Annotated in this window: 16 protein-coding genes and 1 pseudogene; 13 read left to right on the top strand and 4 right to left on the bottom strand. The window is 62.5% G+C overall.

The genetic code is table 11. The features are described from left to right. Window positions 1-66: 66 nt before the first annotated feature. From DV532_RS31145 to DV532_RS05680, 5 genes and pseudogenes are all read left to right on the top strand, one after another. Window positions 67-174: pseudogene (locus tag DV532_RS31145) on the top strand (addiction module antidote protein, HigA family); the annotation flags it as partial. Between the two features lie 124 nt (window positions 175-298). After that, window positions 299-646: an ArsC family reductase gene (locus DV532_RS05695; protein WP_075043977.1), complete on the top strand. Its 348-nt coding sequence runs from the start codon at window positions 299-301 to the stop codon at window positions 644-646. A gap of 31 nt (window positions 647-677) precedes the next feature. Further along, window positions 678-1,712 (top strand): 2,3,4,5-tetrahydropyridine-2,6-dicarboxylate N-succinyltransferase, encoded by a 1,035-nt coding sequence (dapD, locus tag DV532_RS05690; protein WP_056796388.1) that lies wholly within the window; start codon window positions 678-680, stop codon window positions 1,710-1,712. Between the two features lie 120 nt (window positions 1,713-1,832). Next, complete coding sequence (locus DV532_RS05685; protein WP_056796385.1) at window positions 1,833-3,038, top strand: cysteine desulfurase; 1,206 nt, start codon at window positions 1,833-1,835, stop codon at window positions 3,036-3,038. After that, complete coding sequence (locus DV532_RS05680; RefSeq protein ID WP_056796382.1) at window positions 3,035-3,445, top strand: SufE family protein; 411 nt, start codon at window positions 3,035-3,037, stop codon at window positions 3,443-3,445. The genes DV532_RS05685 and DV532_RS05680 overlap by 4 nt, the downstream gene beginning before the upstream one ends. A gap of 49 nt (window positions 3,446-3,494) precedes the next feature. Here the strand turns inward: DV532_RS05680 and tcdA are convergent, their stop codons facing one another. Next, complete coding sequence (gene tcdA / locus DV532_RS05675; RefSeq protein ID WP_162241105.1) at window positions 3,495-4,304, bottom strand: tRNA cyclic N6-threonylcarbamoyladenosine(37) synthase TcdA; 810 nt, start codon at window positions 4,302-4,304, stop codon at window positions 3,495-3,497. A 119-nt stretch (window positions 4,305-4,423) separates the two neighbouring features. Here tcdA and DV532_RS05670 point away from each other — a divergent pair, with 119 nt between their 5' ends. From DV532_RS05670 to DV532_RS05655, 4 genes are all read left to right on the top strand, one after another. Beyond that, the gene (locus DV532_RS05670; protein ID WP_056796376.1) at window positions 4,424-7,015 is read left to right on the top strand and encodes a glycosyltransferase; all 2,592 of its coding nucleotides are present in this window, start codon (window positions 4,424-4,426) and stop codon (window positions 7,013-7,015) included. 187 nt (window positions 7,016-7,202) lie between these two features. Beyond that, complete coding sequence (gene dapE / locus DV532_RS05665; RefSeq protein WP_056796374.1) at window positions 7,203-8,354, top strand: succinyl-diaminopimelate desuccinylase; 1,152 nt, start codon at window positions 7,203-7,205, stop codon at window positions 8,352-8,354. Continuing rightward, window positions 8,354-9,166: a putative RNA methyltransferase gene (locus DV532_RS05660; protein WP_056796371.1), complete on the top strand. Its 813-nt coding sequence runs from the start codon at window positions 8,354-8,356 to the stop codon at window positions 9,164-9,166. The genes dapE and DV532_RS05660 overlap by 1 nt, the downstream gene beginning before the upstream one ends. 17 nt (window positions 9,167-9,183) lie before the next feature. After that, window positions 9,184-9,558 carry a hypothetical protein gene (locus DV532_RS05655; RefSeq protein ID WP_056796367.1) on the top strand — a complete coding sequence of 125 codons (375 nt, stop codon included), beginning with the start codon at window positions 9,184-9,186 and terminating at the stop codon, window positions 9,556-9,558. Window positions 9,559-9,660: 102 nt separating this feature from the next. Here the strand turns inward: DV532_RS05655 and DV532_RS05650 are convergent, their stop codons facing one another. After that, the gene (locus DV532_RS05650) at window positions 9,661-9,870 is read right to left on the bottom strand and encodes a cold-shock protein (protein WP_003252255.1); all 210 of its coding nucleotides are present in this window, start codon (window positions 9,868-9,870) and stop codon (window positions 9,661-9,663) included. Window positions 9,871-10,103: 233 nt separating this feature from the next. Here DV532_RS05650 and plsB point away from each other — a divergent pair, with 233 nt between their 5' ends. Then, window positions 10,104-12,584: a glycerol-3-phosphate 1-O-acyltransferase PlsB gene (gene plsB / locus DV532_RS05645; protein WP_056796364.1), complete on the top strand. Its 2,481-nt coding sequence runs from the start codon at window positions 10,104-10,106 to the stop codon at window positions 12,582-12,584. Between the two features lie 134 nt (window positions 12,585-12,718). Next, complete coding sequence (locus DV532_RS05640) at window positions 12,719-13,405, top strand: DUF4197 domain-containing protein (protein WP_056796361.1); 687 nt, start codon at window positions 12,719-12,721, stop codon at window positions 13,403-13,405. Between the two features lie 84 nt (window positions 13,406-13,489). Here DV532_RS05640 and DV532_RS05635 read toward each other — a convergent pair whose 3' ends face one another. Both DV532_RS05635 and DV532_RS05630 read right to left on the bottom strand, forming a co-directional pair. Further along, a complete protein-coding gene (locus DV532_RS05635; protein WP_056796359.1) occupies window positions 13,490-16,555 on the bottom strand; it encodes an efflux RND transporter permease subunit in 3,066 nt (1,021 codons plus the stop codon). Window positions 16,556-16,561: 6 nt separating this feature from the next. Continuing rightward, a complete protein-coding gene (locus DV532_RS05630; RefSeq protein WP_056796356.1) occupies window positions 16,562-17,662 on the bottom strand; it encodes an efflux RND transporter periplasmic adaptor subunit in 1,101 nt (366 codons plus the stop codon). A gap of 893 nt (window positions 17,663-18,555) precedes the next feature. On the opposite strand from DV532_RS05630, the gene DV532_RS05625 reads away from it, so the two are divergent. Both DV532_RS05625 and DV532_RS05620 read left to right on the top strand, forming a co-directional pair. Then, on the top strand, window positions 18,556-19,146 hold the full coding sequence (locus DV532_RS05625; protein ID WP_056796353.1) for a fimbrial protein: 591 nt from the start codon (window positions 18,556-18,558) through the stop codon (window positions 19,144-19,146). A gap of 86 nt (window positions 19,147-19,232) precedes the next feature. After that, the gene (locus DV532_RS05620; RefSeq protein WP_056796349.1) at window positions 19,233-19,976 is read left to right on the top strand and encodes a molecular chaperone; all 744 of its coding nucleotides are present in this window, start codon (window positions 19,233-19,235) and stop codon (window positions 19,974-19,976) included. The last annotated feature ends 8 nt before the right edge of the window (window positions 19,977-19,984 follow it).

Genomic DNA, 19,984 nt, shown 5'->3' with positions numbered 1-19,984 from the left:
AGTCGCAGGTGGCGGGGGAATATGTAACATGATGATACCCAGCAATCGCGACTGACGCTGGTGCGCACCATGCGCCGAATCTGGCTCAACCTGCAGACCACCTTCGATCTACGCACCGCCGAACAGCAACATGGTGATGAGATCATTGGGTCGGTACAACGCCTGGTTGCTTGAACACACCTTGACCAATAGACATGGGCGCCATAGGCGTGGCGTCGCGAGGATCGTTCCCGCATAATCCCGCGACTGACATCGAAAAATGGAGAGATTGGGGCAACCTGTGACCCCAATGCACACAATGACCTACACGCTCTACGGCATCAAAGCCTGCGACACCATGAAAAAGGCACGTACCTGGCTCGAAGACCAGGCCATCGCCTACGAATTCCACGATTACAAAACCCAAGGCATCGACCGTGACAGCCTGAACCGTTGGTGCGACGAACACGGCTGGGAAGTCATCCTCAACCGTGCCGGCACCACCTTCCGCAAGCTGGACGACGCCAGCAAGGCCGACCTCGACCAGGCCAAGGCCGTTGAGTTGATGCTGGCCCAGCCGTCGATGATCAAGCGCCCAGTGCTCGACCTTGGCGCGCGTACACTGGTGGGCTTCAAGCCCGACCTGTACGCCGCTGCCCTGGCCTGAGCCCCTACCCTATTTCGCACGAGGTAATCACATGTCCAATACCCTGTTCAGCCTGGCCTTCGGCGTCGGCTCCCAGAACCGCCAGGGCGCCTGGCTGGAAGTGTTCTACGCACAACCGCTGCTCAACCCGAGCGCCGAAGTGGTTGCCGCTGTAGCCCCTGTTCTCGGTTACCAAGGTGGCAACCAGGCCATCGCCTTCAGCAACGCCCAGGCCGCCCAACTGGCCGAAGCCCTGAAAGGCGTGGACGCCGCCCAGGCCGCCCTGCTGACCCGCCTGGCCGAAAGCCACAAGCCGCTGGTTGCCACCCTGCTGGCCGAAGATGCCGCGCTGACCTCGACCCCAGAGGCTTACCTCAAGCTGCACCTGCTGTCGCACCGCCTGGTCAAGCCACACGGCGTAAGCCTGGCGGGTATCTTCCCGCTGCTGCCGAACGTGGCCTGGACCAACCGCGGCGCGGTCGACCTGGCCGAGCTTGCCGAGCTGCAACTGGAAGCGCGCCTGAAAGGCGAGCTGCTGGAAGTATTCTCGGTGGACAAGTTCCCGAAAATGACCGACTACGTGGTGCCAGCCGGCGTGCGTATCGCCGACACCGCCCGTGTGCGCCTGGGCGCCTACATCGGCGAAGGCACCACCATCATGCACGAAGGCTTCGTCAACTTTAACGCCGGCACCGAAGGCCCGGGCATGATCGAAGGCCGCGTGTCCGCTGGCGTGTTCGTCGGCAAGGGCTCGGACCTGGGCGGCGGCTGCTCGACCATGGGCACCCTGTCCGGTGGCGGCAACATCGTCATCAAGGTCGGCGAAGGCTGCCTGATCGGCGCCAACGCCGGTATCGGTATCCCACTGGGCGACCGCAACACCGTCGAAGCCGGCCTGTACATCACCGCCGGCACCAAGGTGAACCTGCTGGACGAAAACAACGAGCTGGTCAAGGTGGTGAAGGCCCGCGACCTGGCTGGCCAGACCGACCTGCTGTTCCGCCGCAACTCGCTGAACGGTGCGGTGGAGTGCAAGACCCACAAGTCGGCCATCGAGCTGAACGAGGCGCTGCACGCGCACAACTGAGAATCCTTCAGGCCCTGTACACGCGAGCTTGCTCGCGAACAGCGCATTCTCAGCGTTTGAAATGTTAAGATCGGGTCTGGCACCACGCCAGACCCGATTTTCATTCCAGGCCCCGCGACCATGTTCCAGCCCTCCCCCTGGCGTGCCGATTTCCCCGCCATCGCCGCCTTGCAACGGCAGCACCAGACCTACCTGGACAGCGCCGCAACCACTCAGAAACCTCAAGCCCTGCTCGATGCCCTGAGCCATTACTACGGCCATGGTGCAGCCAACGTGCACCGTGCCCAGCACCTGCCCGGCGCACTGGCGACCCAGGCCTTCGAAACCAGCCGCGACAAGGTCGCCGCCTGGCTCAATGCCGCAGACTCACGGCAGATCATCTTCACCCACGGCGCTACCTCGGCGCTAAACCTGCTGGCCTATGGGCTGGAACACCGCTACGAGGCCGGTGACGAAATTGCCGTCAGCGCCCTGGAGCACCATGCCAACCTGCTGCCCTGGCAACAGCTGGCGCGCCGGCGCAACCTGCGTCTGGTGGTACTGCCTGTGGATGCCCACGGCCACATCGACCTAGACCAGGCACTGCAACTGATCGGCCCACGCACCCGGGTGCTGGCGGTAAGCCAGCTGTCCAACGTGCTGGGTACCTGGCAGCCGCTGCCGGCGCTGCTGGCTCACGCCCGCGCCCAAGGCGCACTGACCGTGGTCGACGGCGCCCAGGGCGTGGTGCATGGCCGCCATGATGTGCAGCAACTGGGCTGCGACTTCTATGTATTCTCTAGCCACAAACTGTACGGCCCGGAAGGCGTCGGCGTGCTGTACGGCCGCAGTCAGGCACTGGAACTGTTGCGCCATTGGCAGTTTGGCGGCGAAATGGTGCAGTTGGCCGAGTACCAAAGCGCCAGCTTCCGCCCGGCGCCACTGGGGTTCGAGGCGGGCACCCCGCCGATCGCCGGGGTAATTGGCCTGGGCGCGACCCTGGACTACCTGGCCAGCCTTGATGCCCAGGCGCTCGCAGCCCATGAAACCAGCTTGCACCAGCACCTGCTGCGTGGCTTGGCGGACCGGGATGGTGTGCGCATCCTCGGCACGCCACAGGCGGCCCTTGCCAGTTTTGTCATCGACGGCGTGCACAACGCCGACATCGGCCATTTGCTAACCGAGCAAGGTATTGCCGTGCGGGCCGGGCACCACTGTGCCATGCCGCTGCTCAAGGGGTTGGGGTTGGAGGGCGCAATTCGGGTATCGCTGGGGCTGTACAACGACAGCGACGACTTGCAGCGTTTCTTCGACGCGCTGGACCAGGGCCTGGAGCTGTTGCGATGAGCCTGCCGGAACAGGCGCGCCAGGCGCTGGAAGCGTTTGCGCAGGCCAAGGGCTGGGAACAGCGTGCGCGGCTGCTGATGCAGTGGGGCGACCGGTTGGAGCCGCTGGCGGACAGCGAAAAGACCGAGGCCAACCGGGTGCATGGCTGCGAAAGCCTGGTATGGCTGGTGGCCGAGCAGATCGTGGGGGTGTGGCGGTTCAAGGCCAGCAGCGATGCGCGCTTGTTGCGGGGGCTGCTGGCGTTGTTGCTGGTGCGGGTGCAGGGATTAAACCGTAAAGAACTGGCCGGGGTTGATCTGCGTGAGTGGTTCACTCAGCTGGGGCTGGAGCGCCAACTGTCGCCTTCGCGCAGCAATGGCCTGCATGCGGTGTTGCAGCGGATGGCGGAGTTGGCGTCCAGCCGCTGAATCGGTGCTGGCTTCTTCGCGGGCTTGCCCGCGAAAAAGCCCACGCAGTCTATTCAGGCTTGACCCGCTCCGAGGGCCGCCGCGCCCCGGCCACCAGCTTTTCCACCGCCTTGCTCGCCGCCACCATGCCAAAGGTCGCGGTCACCATCATCACCGCGCCAAAGCCCCCCGAGCAGTCCAGCCGCACACCTTCACCGACAAAGCTCTTTTGCAGGCAAACGCTGCCGTCCCCCTTGGGATAACGCAGCTGTTCACTGGAGAACACGCACGGCACGCCATAGTTGCGGCTGACATTGCGCGAGAAGTTGTAGTCGCGGCGCAGGGTGGAACGCACCCGTGAGGCCAGCGGGTCGTTGAAGGTTTTGTTCAGGTCGGCGACCTGGATCTGCGTCGGGTCGATCTGCCCTCCGGCACCACCGGTGGTGACGATGGCGATCTTGCGCCGCCGGCACCAGGCAATCAGCGCGGCCTTGGCCATGACGCTGTCGATGCAGTCGATCACGCAGTCGAGGTTTTCAGTGATGTATTCGACCATGGTGTCGCGGGTGACGAAGTCGGCCACCGCATGCACCGTGCAAGCCGGGTTGATCGCCCGCAGGCGCTCGGCCATGACCTCGACCTTGGCCCGCCCCACTTGCCCTTCCAGGGCATGGGCCTGGCGGTTGGTGTTGCTGACGCAGACATCGTCGAGGTCGAACAGGGTGATCTCGCCCACGCCACTGCGGGCCAGCGCTTCGGCCGCCCAGGAACCTACCCCGCCAATACCGACCACCGCCACATGGGCCTGGCCCAGGCGGTGCAGCCCCTGGTCGCCGTACAGCCGGGCAACGCCGGCGAAGCGTGGATCTTCTGTGCTCATGTTCATACCCCAAAAAACCGGCGCGCATTATATGCCAGTGGGCCCTTGGCCTGCATCGTTAGGAAAGAGACTACTAACCCTGCTTTAATGTCCTACCACTTCGACACATATGGACGACAATGTCTTCACGTAAATTCGGCTTGAACCTGGTCGTGGTCCTGGCCATTGCCGCGTTGTTCACCGGGTTCTGGGCACTGATCAATCGCCCGGTTTCCGCGCCTGCCTGGCCAGAGCAGATCTCTGGCTTTTCGTATTCGCCGTTCCGCCTGGGTGAAAGCCCGCAGAAGGGCCAGTACCCCACTGACGACGAGATGCGCCAAGACCTGGAGCAGTTGAGCAAACTGACCGACAGCGTGCGTATCTACACCGTGGAGGGCACCCAGGCGGATATCCCGCGCCTGGCCGAAGAATTCGGCCTGCGGGTGACCCTGGGGATCTGGATCAGCCCGGACCTGGAGCGCAACGAGCGCGAAATCGCCACGGCCATCCAGCTGGCCAACACCTCGCGCAGCGTGGTGCGGGTAGTGGTTGGCAACGAGGCACTGTTCCGTGAAGAAGTCACGCCGGAAAACCTGATCAAATACCTGGACCGAGTACGCGCAGCGGTCAAGGTGCCGGTGACCACCAGTGAGCAGTGGCACATCTGGAAGGAAAACCCAGAGCTGGCCAAGCACGTCGACTTGATTGCCGCGCACATCCTGCCGTACTGGGAGTTCGTGCCGATGAAGGATTCGGTCGAATTCGTGCTCGACCGCGCCCGCGAGCTGAAGCACCAGTTCCCGCGCAAACCGCTGCTGCTCTCGGAAGTCGGCTGGCCGAGTAACGGGCGCATGCGCGGTGGTGCCGACGCCACCCAGGCCGACCAGGCCATTTACTTGCGTACCCTGGTCAACACCCTCAACCGGCGTGGCTACAATTATTTTGTCATCGAAGCCTATGACCAGCCATGGAAGGCCAGCGACGAAGGCTCGGTGGGCGCCTACTGGGGCGTGTACAACGCCGAGCGCCAGCAAAAATTCAACTTCGACGGCCCGGTAGTGGCGATCCCACAGTGGCGGGCCCTGGCGGTGGCCTCGGTGGTGCTGGCGATGATTGCCCTGATGGTGCTGTTCATCGACGGCTCAGCCCTGCGCCAGCGCGGCCGCACCTTCCTGACCTTCATCACGTTCCTGTGTGGGTCGGTGCTGGTGTGGATCGCCTACGACTACAGCCAGCAATACAGCACCTGGTTCAGCCTGACCGTGGGCGTGCTGCTGGCCCTCGGCGCGCTGGGGGTGTTCATCGTGCTGCTCACCGAGGCCCACGAGCTGGCCGAAGCGGTGTGGATACACAAGCGCCGCCGCGAGTTCTTGCCGGTGCAGGCCGACAGTGCCTACCGGCCCAAGGTGTCAGTGCATGTACCGTGCTACAACGAGCCACCGGAGATGGTGAAACAGACCCTCGACGCCCTGGCCACGCTGGACTACCCCGACTACGAAGTGCTGGTGATCGACAACAACACCAAGGACCCGGCCGTGTGGGAGCCGCTCAAGGCGCATTGCGAGAAACTCGGCGAGCGCTTCAAGTTCTTCCACGTCGCGCCCCTGGCCGGTTTCAAGGGCGGTGCCCTCAACTACCTGCTCCCGCACACCGCCAAGGACGCCGAAGTGATTGCAGTGATCGACTCGGACTACTGCGTCGACCGCAACTGGCTCAAGCACATGGTGCCGCACTTCGCCGACCCGAAAATTGCCGTGGTGCAGTCGCCGCAGGACTACCGCGACCAGCACGAAAGCGCCTTCAAAAAGCTGTGTTACAGCGAATACAAGGGCTTCTTCCACATCGGCATGGTCACCCGCAACGACCGTGACGCGATCATCCAACACGGCACCATGACCATGACCCGGCGCAGCGTGCTGGAAGAGCTGGGCTGGGCCGAGTGGTGCATCTGCGAGGACGCCGAACTGGGCCTGCGCGTGTTCGAGAAGGGCCTGTCGGCCGCCTACGCCCACAACAGTTACGGCAAGGGCCTGATGCCCGACACCTTCATCGACTTCAAGAAGCAACGCTTCCGCTGGGCGTACGGCGCCATCCAGATCATCAAGCACCACGCCAGCGCCCTGCTGCGCGGCAAGGGCAGCGAGCTGACCCGTGGCCAGCGCTACCACTTCCTGGCCGGCTGGCTGCCGTGGATCGCCGATGGCATGAACATCTTCTTCACGGTCGGCGCGCTGCTGTGGTCGGCGGCGATGATCATCGTGCCGCACCGGGTCGACCCGCCGCTGATGATCTTCGCCATCCCGCCGCTGGCACTGTTCTTCTTCAAGGTCGGCAAGATCATCTTCCTCTACCGCCGCGCAGTAGGGGTGAACCTGAAGGATGCCTTTGCCGCGGCGCTAGCGGGGCTGGCGCTGTCGCACACCATTGCCAAGGCAGTGCTGTATGGGTTCTTTACCAGCAGCATGCCGTTCTTCCGCACGCCCAAGAACGCCGACAGCCATGGCCTGCTGGTGGCGATTGCCGAAGCGCGCGAAGAGCTGTTCATCATGTTGCTGCTGTGGGGTGCGGCGCTGGGCATCTTCCTGGTACAAGGGCTGCCGAGCTCGGACATGCGCTTCTGGGTGGCGATGCTGCTGGTGCAGTCGTTGCCGTACCTGGCGGCGTTGGTGATGGCTTTGCTGTCGTCACTGCCCAAGCCCGGGGAAAAGGCCGCCGAGGCGCAGCAGGCTTGAGATTTGGGGGCTGCTTTGCAGCCCATTCGCGGGCACGCCCGCTCCCACAGGTCCGTCACAGACATTCAGAGCTGTTAAGTACCTGTGGAAGCGGGCGTGCCGGCGAATGGGCCGTGCCGCCTGAAACCATTTGATATAAGATAACGCCCCTCAGATTTCCCCGCCTTGCCTTGCCCCGGAGTTCCCCATGACGGCCCCTGCCGAGCTCTCGCCTACCCTTCAACTGGCCTGCGACCTGATCCGTCGCCCCTCGGTCACCCCCGTCGACGCCGACTGCCAGGCGCAGATGATGAACCGCCTGGGCGCGGTGGGCTTCCAGCTGGAGCCGATGCGCATTGAAGATGTCGACAACTTCTGGGCCAGCCACGGCACCCAGGACGGCCCGGTACTGTGCTTCGCCGGCCACACCGACGTGGTGCCCACCGGCCCGGTGCAGCAATGGCAGCATGAACCGTTCGAAGCGCTGATCGACGCCGATGGCATGCTCTGCGGCCGTGGCGCCGCCGACATGAAAGGCAGCCTGGCGTGCATGGTGGTCGCCAGCGAGCGCTTCGTGCAGGACTACCCGAACCACCGCGGCAAGGTCGCCTTCCTGATTACCAGCGACGAGGAAGGCCCGGCTCACCACGGTACCAAGGCCGTGGTCGAGCGCCTGAAGGCGCGCAACCAGCGCCTGGACTGGTGCATCGTCGGCGAGCCATCCAGCACCACCCTGCTGGGTGACGTGGTCAAGAACGGCCGCCGTGGCTCGCTGGGTGCCAAGCTGACCGTGCGCGGCAAGCAGGGCCATGTGGCTTACCCGCACCTGGCGCGCAACCCGATCCACCTGGCCGCCCCGGCCCTGGCGGAGCTGGCAGCCGAACACTGGGATGAAGGCAACGCGTTCTTCCCTCCGACCAGCTTCCAGATCTCCAACCTCAATTCTGGCACTGGCGCCACCAACGTGGTCCCGGGCGAGCTGACCGCACTGTTCAACTTCCGTTTCTCCACCGAGTCGACCGTCGAAGGCCTGCAGGCGCGGGTATCGGCCATTCTCAACAAGCATGAACTGGACTGGTCGATCGACTGGGCCTTGTCGGGCCTGCCGTTCCTCACCGAACCGGGCGAACTGCTGGACGCCGTTTCGGCCAGCATCAAGGGCGTCACCGGCCGCGACACCCAGCCGTCCACCAGCGGTGGCACCTCCGATGGCCGCTTCATCGCCACCATGGGCACCCAGGTGGTCGAGCTTGGCCCGGTCAACGCCACCATCCACCAGGTCGACGAGCGGATCCTGGCCAGCGACCTCGACCTGCTGACCGAAATCTACTACCAGACCCTGGTCCGGTTGCTCGCCTGATGCTCGCCTGCCCTCTTTGCCAGGCGCCCCTGAGCCGGCTCGACAACGGTGTGGCCTGCCCAGCCGGCCACCGCTTCGACCGCGCCCGCCAGGGTTACCTGAACCTGCTGCCAGTGCAGCACAAGAACAGCCGCGACCCGGGTGACAACCAAGCCATGGTCGAGGCCCGTCGCGACTTCCTCGAGGGTGGCTACTACGCGCCGGTCGCTAGCCGCCTGGCCGAACTTGCCGCCGAGCGCCAACCCGGCGCCTGGCTGGACATTGGTTGCGGCGAAGGTTACTACACCGCGCAACTCGCCCAAGCGCTGCCGAACGCCGACGGCTACGCGTTGGACATTTCCCGCGAAGCGGTGAAGCGCGCTTGCCGCCGGGCACCGGACGTAACCTGGATGGTCGCCAGCATGGCCCGTGTGCCGTTGGCCGACGCCAGCTGCCAGTTCATCGCCAGCGTGTTCAGCCCGCTGGACTGGGCCGAGGCCAAACGCCTGCTCAGCCCTGGCGGCGGGCTGATGCGTGTAGGGCCGACCAGCGGCCACCTGATGGAATTGCGCGAGGTGCTCTACGATGAAGTGCGCCCTTACGCCGACGACAAGCACTTGGCCCTGGTCCCTGAAGGCATGGTCCATGCCCACAGCGAAACCCTCGCGTTCCGCCTGAGCCTGGCCGCGCCCAAGGCCCGCGCCGACTTGCTGGCCATGACTCCGCACGGCTGGCGCGCCAGCGCCGAAAAACGTGCCCGGGTAATCGACCAGCCCGAACCGTTCGACGTCACGGTTTCCATGCGTTATGACTATTTCGTGCGCCAAGACTGAGCACACCCGGAGCCCTTATGCGCCAACCTGATATCGAGATTTACCTGAAGGACGCCGACGTCGACCACAAGCAAGTTGCCGAGTGGCTCGCCCAGGCGATCGGCCCGTGCAGCGAGTGGAAGCAGAGAGGCCAGACGTTCAAATGCCAGGCCGGTAACATTCCGGTCACTTGGTTACCCAAGGCTGTAGGGAAATGGAACAGCCTGTACCTGGAAAGCGACCAGACGCCGTGGGCCGATGACGTCGCCTGCGCCCGTGCCGCCTTCGCCGCACTGGGTGTGGAAGTGCGCTGCGCGCCGGGTGGCTGGGTGGAGGAAGATGGGGAAGAAGATGCCGACCGCTGGGTCCGCATCAGCGCCGACGGTGAAGAGGAAATCACCTGGCGTACATGAAGCTGCACGTTGCTGGTTTCTGTAGGAGCGGGCTTGCCTGTACCATCCACCGTGGTGGCTGCTTCGCGGGCAAGCCCGCTCCTACGGCTTGAAACTAGAGGTTCAGAGGCCCACTACGTCTTCGGCTTGCAGGCCTTTCTGGCCTTGCACGCAGGCGTATTCCACCCGCTGCCCTTCGACCAGGGTACGATGCCCCTCACCGCGGATCGCCCGATAGTGGACGAACACATCCGCACCACCTTCGCGCTGAATGAAGCCATAACCCTTGGCATCGTTGAACCACTTTACATTCCCAGTCTCACGAGACGACATCTGAACTACTCCGGTTTTTTTATTGTGAAGATCGCCTTGCAGACACGAGGTCACCGCCCCGTGCCGACGCCGCTTGCTGAAATATCCTGCAAGTGGCAGGCCGAGTATATGACACAGAACAAAAAAGATTGATGACGGACACGCTGTTGGCCGATTTTTGCTGAACTTACGCCGATACGGCAGACTAATGCCCTGGATACTCACCTGAACATCACACCCAGGGCACACACCCCATGACCCGTTCCCCCCTGCGCCGCCTGATCTTCGGCGCCCTGCGTCGCCTGTTGTACCTGTGGGTGCGCTCCGAAACCATCAACCAATCTTCGCTCACCCTCAAGCTCGACCGCAGCCGCCCAGTGTTCTATGCCCTGCCGTCGCCCGCGCTTACCGACCTGGCCGTGCTTGACCATGAATGCACCAAAGCGGGGCTGCCACGCCCAGTGCTGCCAGTAGCGGTCGGCCCGCTGCAGGAGCCTGCCGCATTCTTCTACCTCACCCCCGACCCGGACTGGCTCGGCCGCCACGACAAACGCGGCGCCCCGCCCACGCTCGAACGCCTGGTCGCTGCCATTAGCCAACATGCCGAGGAAGATGCGCAGATTATCCCGGTCAGCGTGTTCTGGGGCCAAACCCCGGCCAGTGAATCCAGCCCCTGGAAGCTGCTGTTCGCCGACAGCTGGGCGGTTACTGGGCGCCTGCGCCGGTTGCTGACCGTGCTGATACTAGGGCGCAAGACCCGCGTGCAGTTCTCCGCACCAATTCACCTGCGCGAACTGGTGCAGCACAACAAAGGCCACGAGCGCACCGTGCGCATGGCCCAGCGCCTGATGCGCGTGCATTTTCGCAACCTCAAAACTGCCGTCATCGGCCCCGACATCTCGCACCGGCGCATCCTGGTCAAGGGCTTGGTCCACGCGCCCCAGGTACGCCAGGCCATCGTCGACGAAGCGCAGCGCGAGAGCCTGCCGCTGGCCAAGGTCGAAGCCCAGGCACTGCGCTATGGTAACGAGATCGCCTCGGACTACACCTACACCGCCATCCGCTTCCTCGAAGTGGTACTGAGTTGGTTCTGGAACAAGATCTACGACGGCATCAAGGTCAACCATATCGAGCAAGTACAGGGCATCGCCCCCGGCCACGAAGTGATCTACGTGCCGTGCCACCGCAGCCACATCGACTACCTGCTGCTGTCTTACCTACTGTTCCGCAACGGCCTGACCCCGCCGCATGTGGCCGCGGGCATCAACCTCAACATGCCCGTGGTGGGCAACCTGCTGCGCCGCGGTGGCGCATTCTTCATGCGCCGCACGTTCAAGGGCAACCCGCTGTACACCGCAGTGTTCAACGAATACCTGCACACGCTGTACACCAAGGGCTTTCCGGTCGAGTACTTTGTCGAAGGCGGCCGCTCGCGCACCGGGCGCATGCTGCAACCGCGCACCGGGATGCTGGCCATCACCCTGCGCAGCTTCCTGCGCTCGTCGCGCACGCCGATCGTCTTCGTGCCGGTGTATATCGGCTACGAGCGCGTGCTCGAAGGCCGCACCTACCTGGGCGAGCTGCGCGGTGCCAGCAAAAAGAAAGAATCGGTCTTCGACATCTTCAAGGTGTTCGGCGCGCTCAAGCAGCGCTTTGGCCAGGTCTACGTCAACTTCGGCGAGCCGATCCGCCTGGCCGGCTTCCTCGACGAACAGCAGCCCGGCTGGCGTGAGCAGGACCACGGCCCGCAGTACCGCCCGGCCTGGCTCAACGCCACCACCACCCGCCTGGGCGAAACCGTGGCCCGCCACCTCAACGAGGCGGCCGCGATCAACCCGGTCAACCTGGTGGCCCTGGCGTTGCTGTCCACCAGCCGCCTGGCCCTGGACGAACGCGCCCTGACCCGAGTGCTGGACCTGTACCTGGCGCTGTTGCGCCAGGTGCCCTACTCTCCCCACATCACCCTGCCCGACGGCAACGGCCAGGCGCTGATCGAACATGTGCGCAGCATGAACCTGGTGGCCGAGCAGAAGGACGCCTTAGGCCGCATCCTGTACCTGGATGAAGGCAACGCGGTACTGATGACCTATTACCGCAACAACGTGATGCACATCTTCGCCCTGCCGGCGCTGCTGGCCAGCTTCTTCCACAGCAGCTCACGCATGAGCCGCGAACTGCTGGGCCAGTATGTGCACGCGCTGTACCCCTACCTGCAGGCCGAACTGTTCCTGCGCTGGTCGCCAGAGCAGCTGGACGCGGTGATCGACCAGTGGCTGGCCGCGTTGGTCGAGCAGGGGCTGCTGCGCCAGGACCATGACGTGTATATCCGCCCGGCGCCCAGCTCGCGGCAGTTCGTGTTGCTGACCTTGCTCGCTCGCACCATCACCCAAACCCTGCAGCGCTTCTACATGGCGACTTCGCTGCTGCTCAACAGCGGGCAGAACAGCCTCAGCGCCGAAGCGCTGGAAGACCTGTGCGTGATGATGGCGCAGCGCCTGTCGATCCTGCATGGCCTGAACGCCCCGGAGTTCTTCGACAAAACGTTGTTCCGCCATTTCATCCAGACGTTGCTTCAGCAAGGCGTAGTGCACGCCGACGCGCAAGGCAAACTGGGGTACCGCGACAAGCTTGGCGAACTGGCCGAAGGCGTGGCCAAGCGCGTGCTGTCGGCCGAGCTGCGCCTGTCGATTCGCCAGGTGGCGCTGCACCGTGAAGAGGGGATGGAGACCACTTAACCCGGGGGAGACCATGCGAGCTCGCCATGGCATATTCGATCTCACAGGTGCTGCAATTGCAGCGGCAAGCAAGGTTGACAAGCCTTCATCAGCCGGAAAAATCCGGAAACTTATCTGTTTACAAGGAAAGCTTCATGATCCGCACTTCCCTGCGCTTCACCACCCTGTGTGCCGGCCTGCTGCTGTCGGCCAGCGCCCTGGCCCTGTCGCTGGGCGACCTGAGCCAGAAAGACGCCACCGGCGGCCTGAAAGATGCCCTGACCCAAGGTGCACAACTGGCCGTCAAGCAACTGAGCACCCCTGGCGGTTTCAGCAACAACCCGGACGTGCGCATCGAACTGCCGGGCAACCTCGGCAAGGCCGCCAAGGCAATGAAAATGTTCGGCAAGGGTGAACAGGTCGAAGCCCTGGAAACCAGCATGAACAAGGCCGCCGAAGCTGCCGTGCCGCAAGCCCAGGCAATTTTGCTGGATGCCGTGAAGAACATGAGCGTGACCGATGCCAAAGGCATCCTCAGCGGCGGTGACGACTCGGCCACCCAGTACCTGAACAAGAGCAGCCGCGAGCAGATCCGCGCCAAGTTCCTGCCGATCGTCAAGCAGGCCACCGACAAGGTTGGCGTGGCTCAGCAGTACAATGCCTTCGCGGCCCAGGCCAAAGGCTTGGGGCTGGTCAAGGATGACGCCAATATCGAGAACTACGTGACCGAGAAGGCACTGGATGGCCTGTTCGAGATGATTGGCAAGCAGGAGCAGAGCATTCGCCAGAACCCGGCGCAGGCGGCTACCAGCCTGGCCAAGAAGGTGTTTGGCGCCCTCTGAGGCAGATGGGGCCGCTGTGCGGCCCCTTTTTGTGTAGGAGCGGGCTTGCCCGCGAATGGCGGGCCACGCCCTCCCCCGAGCTCCTCAGCCCTTCTTCACCCTGAACCACGCCGCATACAGCGCTGGCAGGAACAACAGGGTCAACACCGTGGCCACGATCAACCCACCCATGATCGCCACTGCCATCGGCCCGTAGAACACGCTGCGCGACAACGGGATCATCGCCAGCACCGCCGCCAGCGCGGTCAGCACGATCGGCCGGAAGCGCCGCACCGTGGCCTCGATGATCGCCTGCCAACGCTCCATCCCCGCCGCAATGTCCTGCTCGATCTGGTCCACCAGGATCACCGAGTTGCGCATGATCATCCCCGCCAGGGCGATGGTACCCAGCATCGCGACAAAGCCGAATGGCTGGCGGAACATCAGCAGGAACAAGGTCACGCCAATCAGCCCCAGCGGCGCAGTGAGGAACACCATCACCGTGCGCGAGAAGCTGCGCAGCTGGATCATCAGCAAGCTCAGCACCACCACCACGAACAGCGGCATGCCAGCATTCACCGACTTCTGCCCGCGCTCAGAGTCCTCTACCGTGCCGCCCACTTGCAGCAGGTAGCCATCTGGCAACTTGGCGCGAATCGACTGCAGGGTCGGCTCGATCTGCTTCACCAGTGTCGCCGGCTGCTCGTTGTCATAGATATCGGCGCGCACGGTCACCGTCGGCAAGCGGTCACGGTGCCAAATAATGCCTTCCTCGAAACCGTACTGTAGGGTCGCCACCTGCGACAGCGCGACGCTCTGGCCGTTATCGGTGGGCAGCGCCAGGCTGCCAAGGTTGCTCAGCTCGCTACGTTCCTGTTGGGTGCCGCGCAGCAGGATTTCGATCAGTTCGTTGTCCTCACGGTACTGGCTGACCGTAGTACCGGTCAGCGAGCTTTGCAGGAAACTCGCCAGATGCGCGGTGCTCACACCCAGGGCACGGGCCCGGTCCTGGTCAATCTCGAGGAACACCGCTTTGCTCGGCTCTTCCCAGTCCAGGTGTACGTTCACCACATGCGGGTTTTCGCGCACCTTGTCGGCCACTTCACGGGCCAGTGCACGGGCCTTCTCGATGTGCTCGCCAGTCACCCTGAACTGCACTGGGTAACCTACGGGCGGGCCGTTTTCCAGGCGGGTGACCCGCGCGCGCAGGTCGGGGAACTGCTGGTCCACGGTGCTGATCAGCCAACTGCGCAAGCGCTCGCGATCTTCCATGGACTGCGCCAGCACGACGAACTGGGCGAAGCTGGCCGCCGGCAATTGCTGGTCCAGCGGTAGGTAGAAGCGCGGCGAACCGGTACCCACGTAAGCCACGTAGTTATCGATGCCCTCCTGCTGCTTGAGCAGGGCCTCCAGTTTTTTGACCTGCGCGGCGGTGTTGGCCAACGAAGCGCCTTCGGCCAGTTTCAGGTCAACCATCAGCTCTGGGCGCCCGGAGGCCGGGAAGAACTGCTGCGGCACGAAGCGGAACAACAGGATGCTGCCGACAAAGGCGGCAATGGTCAGCAAAATTACCGTCTTGCGCCGCCGCACACACCACTCCACCACCCGCCGCACGCGCTGGTAGAACGGTGTGGCGTAGGGGTCTGGCGCATGGCCGCCGTTGCCATGGCGCGCGGCATGCAGCTTGGCCAGGTCGGGCAGCAGGCGCTCGCCCAAGTAGGGCACGAATACCACGGCGGCCACCCACGACGTCAGCAGCGCAATGGTGACCACCTGAAAGATCGAGCGGGTGTATTCACCGGTACTGGAGGCTGCCGTGGCAATCGGAAGGAAGCCCGCCGCCGTGATCAGGGTGCCGGTGAGCATCGGGAAGGCGGTGCTGCTCCAGGCATAACTGGCTGCCTTGAGCCGGTCGTAACCCTGCTCCATCTTGATCGCCATCATCTCTACGGCAATGATCGCGTCATCCACCAACAGCCCCAAAGCCAATACCAGCGCGCCGAGGGAGATCTTGTGCAGGCCGATGCCGAAGTAGTGCATGGCGGCGAAGGTCATGGCCAGCACCAAGGGGATGGCCAGTGCCACCACCAGGCCCGTACGCAGGCCCAGCGAGAAGAAGCTCACCAGCAGCACAATGACCAGCGCCTCGGCCAGTACCTGGACGAACTCGCCGACGCCGGCCTTGACCGCCGCGGGCTGGTCAGAGACCTTGCGCAGCTCCATGCCGGCCGGCAGGCTGCCTGCCAGGCGCTCGAACTCGCCCTCCAAGGCCTTGCCCAGCACCAGGATGTCGCCGCCATCCTTCATTGACACCGCCAGGCCAATGGCGTCCTCGCCCATGAAGCGCATGCGCGGTGCGGGTGGGTCATTGAAGCCGCGGTGCACATCGGCGACATCGCCGATACGGAAAGTGCGGTCACCCACGCGAATGGGGAACTGGCGAATTTGCTCGACGCTGTCGAAACGCCCGCTCACCCGCAACCGCAGGCGCTCGCTGGGCGTTTCGAAAAAGCCTGCGGTGCTGACGGCGTTCTGCTCCTGCAGGGCTTGCTGCACGGCCTCTAGCGGCACACCGAGAGTGGCCAACTTGAGGTTGGACAGCTCGATCCAGACTTTTTCATCCTGCAAGCCGATCAGCTCGACCTTGCCGACGTCCTTGGTCCGCTGCAACTGGATCTGAATACGGTCGGCATAGTCCTTGAGTACCGCGTAGTCGAAGCCCTCACCGGTCAGCGCGTAGATATTGCCGAAGGTGGTGCCGAACTCGTCGTTGAAGAACGGGCCCTGGATTTCCGGCGGCAGGGTGTGGCGGATGTCCGCGACCTTCTTGCGGATCTGGTACCACAGCTGGGGAATGTCCTTGGAATGCAGCGAGTCGCGGGCCATGAAGGTGACCTGGGACTCGCCGGGGCGGGAGAACGAGACGATCCGCTCGTACTCGCCGGTTTCCATCAGCTTTTTCTCGATGCGCTCGGTGACCTGGCGCGACACTTCCTCGGCGGTGGCGCCGGGCCACAAGGTGCGAATGACCATGGCTTTGAAGGTGAACGGCGGATCCTCGCTTTGGCCCAACTTGGTGTAGGACATGGCGCCAATGGCTGCCAGCAGGATCATCAGGAACAGGACGATCTGGCGGTTGCGCAGCGCCCAGGCAGAAAGGTTGAAACCCATCGGGACTTACTCCTTGACCGTCAGGTTCACTACACGGTTGGTGCGGTCCACGGGGCGTACTTCCTGGCCCTCGCGCAAAACATGGCCACCGGCGGCGACCACCCAGTCGCCCGGGGCAAGGCCTTCTAGCACCGGCACGCTGTCGGCGCCATACGCCCCCAAACGCACCACCGCCCGCTCCAGGCGGCTGTCCTTGTTCACCCGCCAAACGTAAGCCTGGCCGTTCTCTGCACTAACCGCCGACAGTGGCACCGCCAACGGAATCAGCCCTTCATGGGCGATGAACACCCGGGCGCTCTGGCCCAGCTCTGCCGGCGTAGCGGCGGTAGTGAATGCGATGCGCGCCGCGAAGGTGCGCGAGCGCGGGTCGGCCGCCGGTGACAGCTCGCGTATGCGCCCCTGGAAGCGCTCTTGCGGGTGCGACCACAGCTCCACGCTCACCGGCTGGCCGACAGCAAAACGGGCGAACTGTTGTTCCGGCAGGCCGATGGCCACTTCCCGCTCGCCGTCGGCGGCCAGGGTAAACACCGTTTGCCCGGCGGCAACCACCTGGCCCACTTCGACCTGACGCTTGGCGATCACCCCGGCCTGCGGAGCGCGCAGCACGGCGTATTCAGCCTGGTTACCGGCCACATCGAACTCGGCCTTGGCCTGCTTCAGGCGGGCTAGACCGGCGCGGTAGAGGTTTTCGGCATTGTCATACTGGGAATGGCTGACCATTTGCCGGTCCAACAGCTTCTGGTAGCGATCGCGCTCGGCGCGCACCAGCGCCAGGTTGGCCTCGGCGGCGGCCAGTTGGGCGCGGTTGGCTTCCAGCTGCAGGCGCACGTCCTGTGGGTCGAGCTCGGCCAGTGGCTGGTCGGCCTTGACCCGCTGGCCCTCCTCGACCAGGCGCTTGCTAACCTTGCCGCCAATGCGGAAGGCCAGCTCCGGCTCGAAGCGCGCACGCACTTCACCGGGGTAACTGTCGGCAGCGGCTTCGGCCGGCTGCGGTTGCACCACCAGCGCCGGGCGGGGCGCGGCAGGCGGGGCGGCTTGCTGGCCGCAAGCAGCCAGAAGCAGTGCGGCAGCGGCGGGCAAAGCGATGGACAAGGCATGGCGCAACATGATGAATCCTTTCCGATGTGCACATTCAATATTTGTACTGACGGGTATATTAAGTCAGCGACGCGGTGCCGGGAAGGGTGTAGGGTGGCTTTTTGCAGGCGTGGCTTTTCACCTTACCCAAGATTCTTTTCATCCAGATTGGACTCACGGTATCAGGCTTGTGGTGTGCTGAGCTGGAACTGATCGTCCGGGCCGTAACTGAATAACAAAAACCACCTCAGCTTGCAGTGCATCTTGGTAACGGACAGACAGCTAATTGCCTTCCAGCACCGACGCCTTAACTTCAGGAGTGTCAGCTCAGCCTTTGGCTACTGGGCGTTTGCTGGCCGGATCCGTATCAATTACGCCCCGCCCAACTGAGTGCTACCAAGGGAATCGGTAGATGGGCTTCAGAGCGCAGAATTCAGAATTCTTATTATTAACAAATAGCCAGACAACTTTATGGCCGGCTCATTTTTCTTAAATCCAACCTCCCAGCGACACACATAAGCCACAGTTCAACAAACGAAAGCTTGATATACAACACGCACAATTAAACGGTTACCCTTCTCACTATCTATTTACTCAATCACCGCTTGCAACCTCGTCATGGCAAACACTTGAGCACCTTATGATGACGAAACTTTTACCGCAAAACCATTACGTTAGACGCTCCTCGAGACACACCCTACGGAACAGCAGCCTATCAGCAGGTGCTTGGTAGCACAGGCAACTCATTAAGATATTCTTTCCAACTAAAGGAAAACTCTACGGATGCCTATCGCCCCCTTTTTCACTTATCGCCAGCCTCAATCAATTAAATAAGAATCGTCTTATGTTTATGTGCGCCACCCTACCGTATCGTGCTCTGGCATTTCGTATCAACTCCCCTTAACCAACATAAGGACATCATAATGAAAAAGCTTTCCCTGGCACTCTTGACCCTGTCTATCCTTTCTGCATCGGGCAGTGTACTGGCTGAAGAACCACCAACTCCAACTAAAGGTGGCAGCGGCAAAATCACCTTCACCGGCAACATCAACAACGACGCCTGTACAGTGGACGGCGCCAATGCTGATCGCTCGATCGCTGTGGATATGGGCAACGTATCGATCAAAGACATGGGGAGTGTTGAAAGCCCGGCGTCTGGCCGTGTAACCACCAGTGCCTTCAATCTCAACGTAAACTGCAATGCGGGCACAAAAGTCTCGATGATTTTCAATGCCAAAGATGGCACGGGCCTGGTCGCCGGCAAGGGAGTCCTAGCTCTGAAGGCAAGCAGCGCCAGTGCAACTGGCGTGGCTATCGCCTTGCTCGATAGCAATGGCAATCTGATCGATCTGGAAAAGAGCCCTAAGATCCAGAGCACTATGCACGGCACCGAAGCTGCGGGTGGTGATACCGAACTCAACTTCTCCGCCGCATACGTGACCACAGGCGCCAAGGGCACCGCTACTGCCGGTGATGGTTCCGCTAGCCTGCCGTTCATCCTGCAATACGAATAAGTCGCAGCGCCTGAACTGTTTTGCGCGAGGCCGTTAGGCCTCGCCGCTGATCTTTTAATACCCCTTTGAATTAAACGGTACACACTATGTTGCGTCGTTCTATTCCCGCATGTCTAGGGTTAGTCAGCATACTCATGGCAAGCCAGGCTATGGCCAGTATTTCGCTGAGCGCCACGCGGATTATATTTGATGGCAACCACAAAGAAGCCAACGTCACCGTGCGCAATGGCGGGAAGGATGTGCTGATTCAATCGTGGGTCGACAACAATGACACCAAGCGCAGCGTACCTTTTTCCGTTACCCCGCCTCTAGTGCGCGTGTTCGCACAGGGACAACAGTTGCTACGCGTGCTGTATGAGGGTGCTGGCATGCCCTCGGACAAAGAATCGGTGGTCTGGCTCAATGTCCAGGAAATTCCCCACGCTGCGCCTGGTGCCAACACCCTGCAACTTGCTGTGCGCCAGCGCATCAAGATTTTCTTTCGGCCTACCGGCCTAACAGGCAATGCCCTGATAGCGCCGACCGAATTGCAGTGGCAATTGCTGCGCCAAGGCGACAATACTTTGTTGCAGGTTATTAATCCAACTTCTTATCACGTATCGATGTCTGACGTAAAACTTGAGACAGATAACAAAACAGAATTAGCAGCTGATTCAGCCATGGTAGCGCCCGGCGAAATGATGACGTTCCGGGTCAAAAAACTCATCAACCACAACAACGTGCGCTTGAGCTTCGGCAGCATCAATGATTATGGCGCACAAAATCATTACACCACAACATTAGCAGACGGCCAGAGCAATACTGCCACCGAAGCGCCGCGAAAGTTCTAACGATTACC

Source organism: Pseudomonas sp. Leaf58 (assembly GCF_003627215.1).
Taxonomy (GTDB): Bacteria; Pseudomonadota; Gammaproteobacteria; order Pseudomonadales; family Pseudomonadaceae; genus Aquipseudomonas.
Note: the sequence above shows the minus strand (reverse complement) of the source record. Positions and strands in the feature narration are given on the sequence as shown.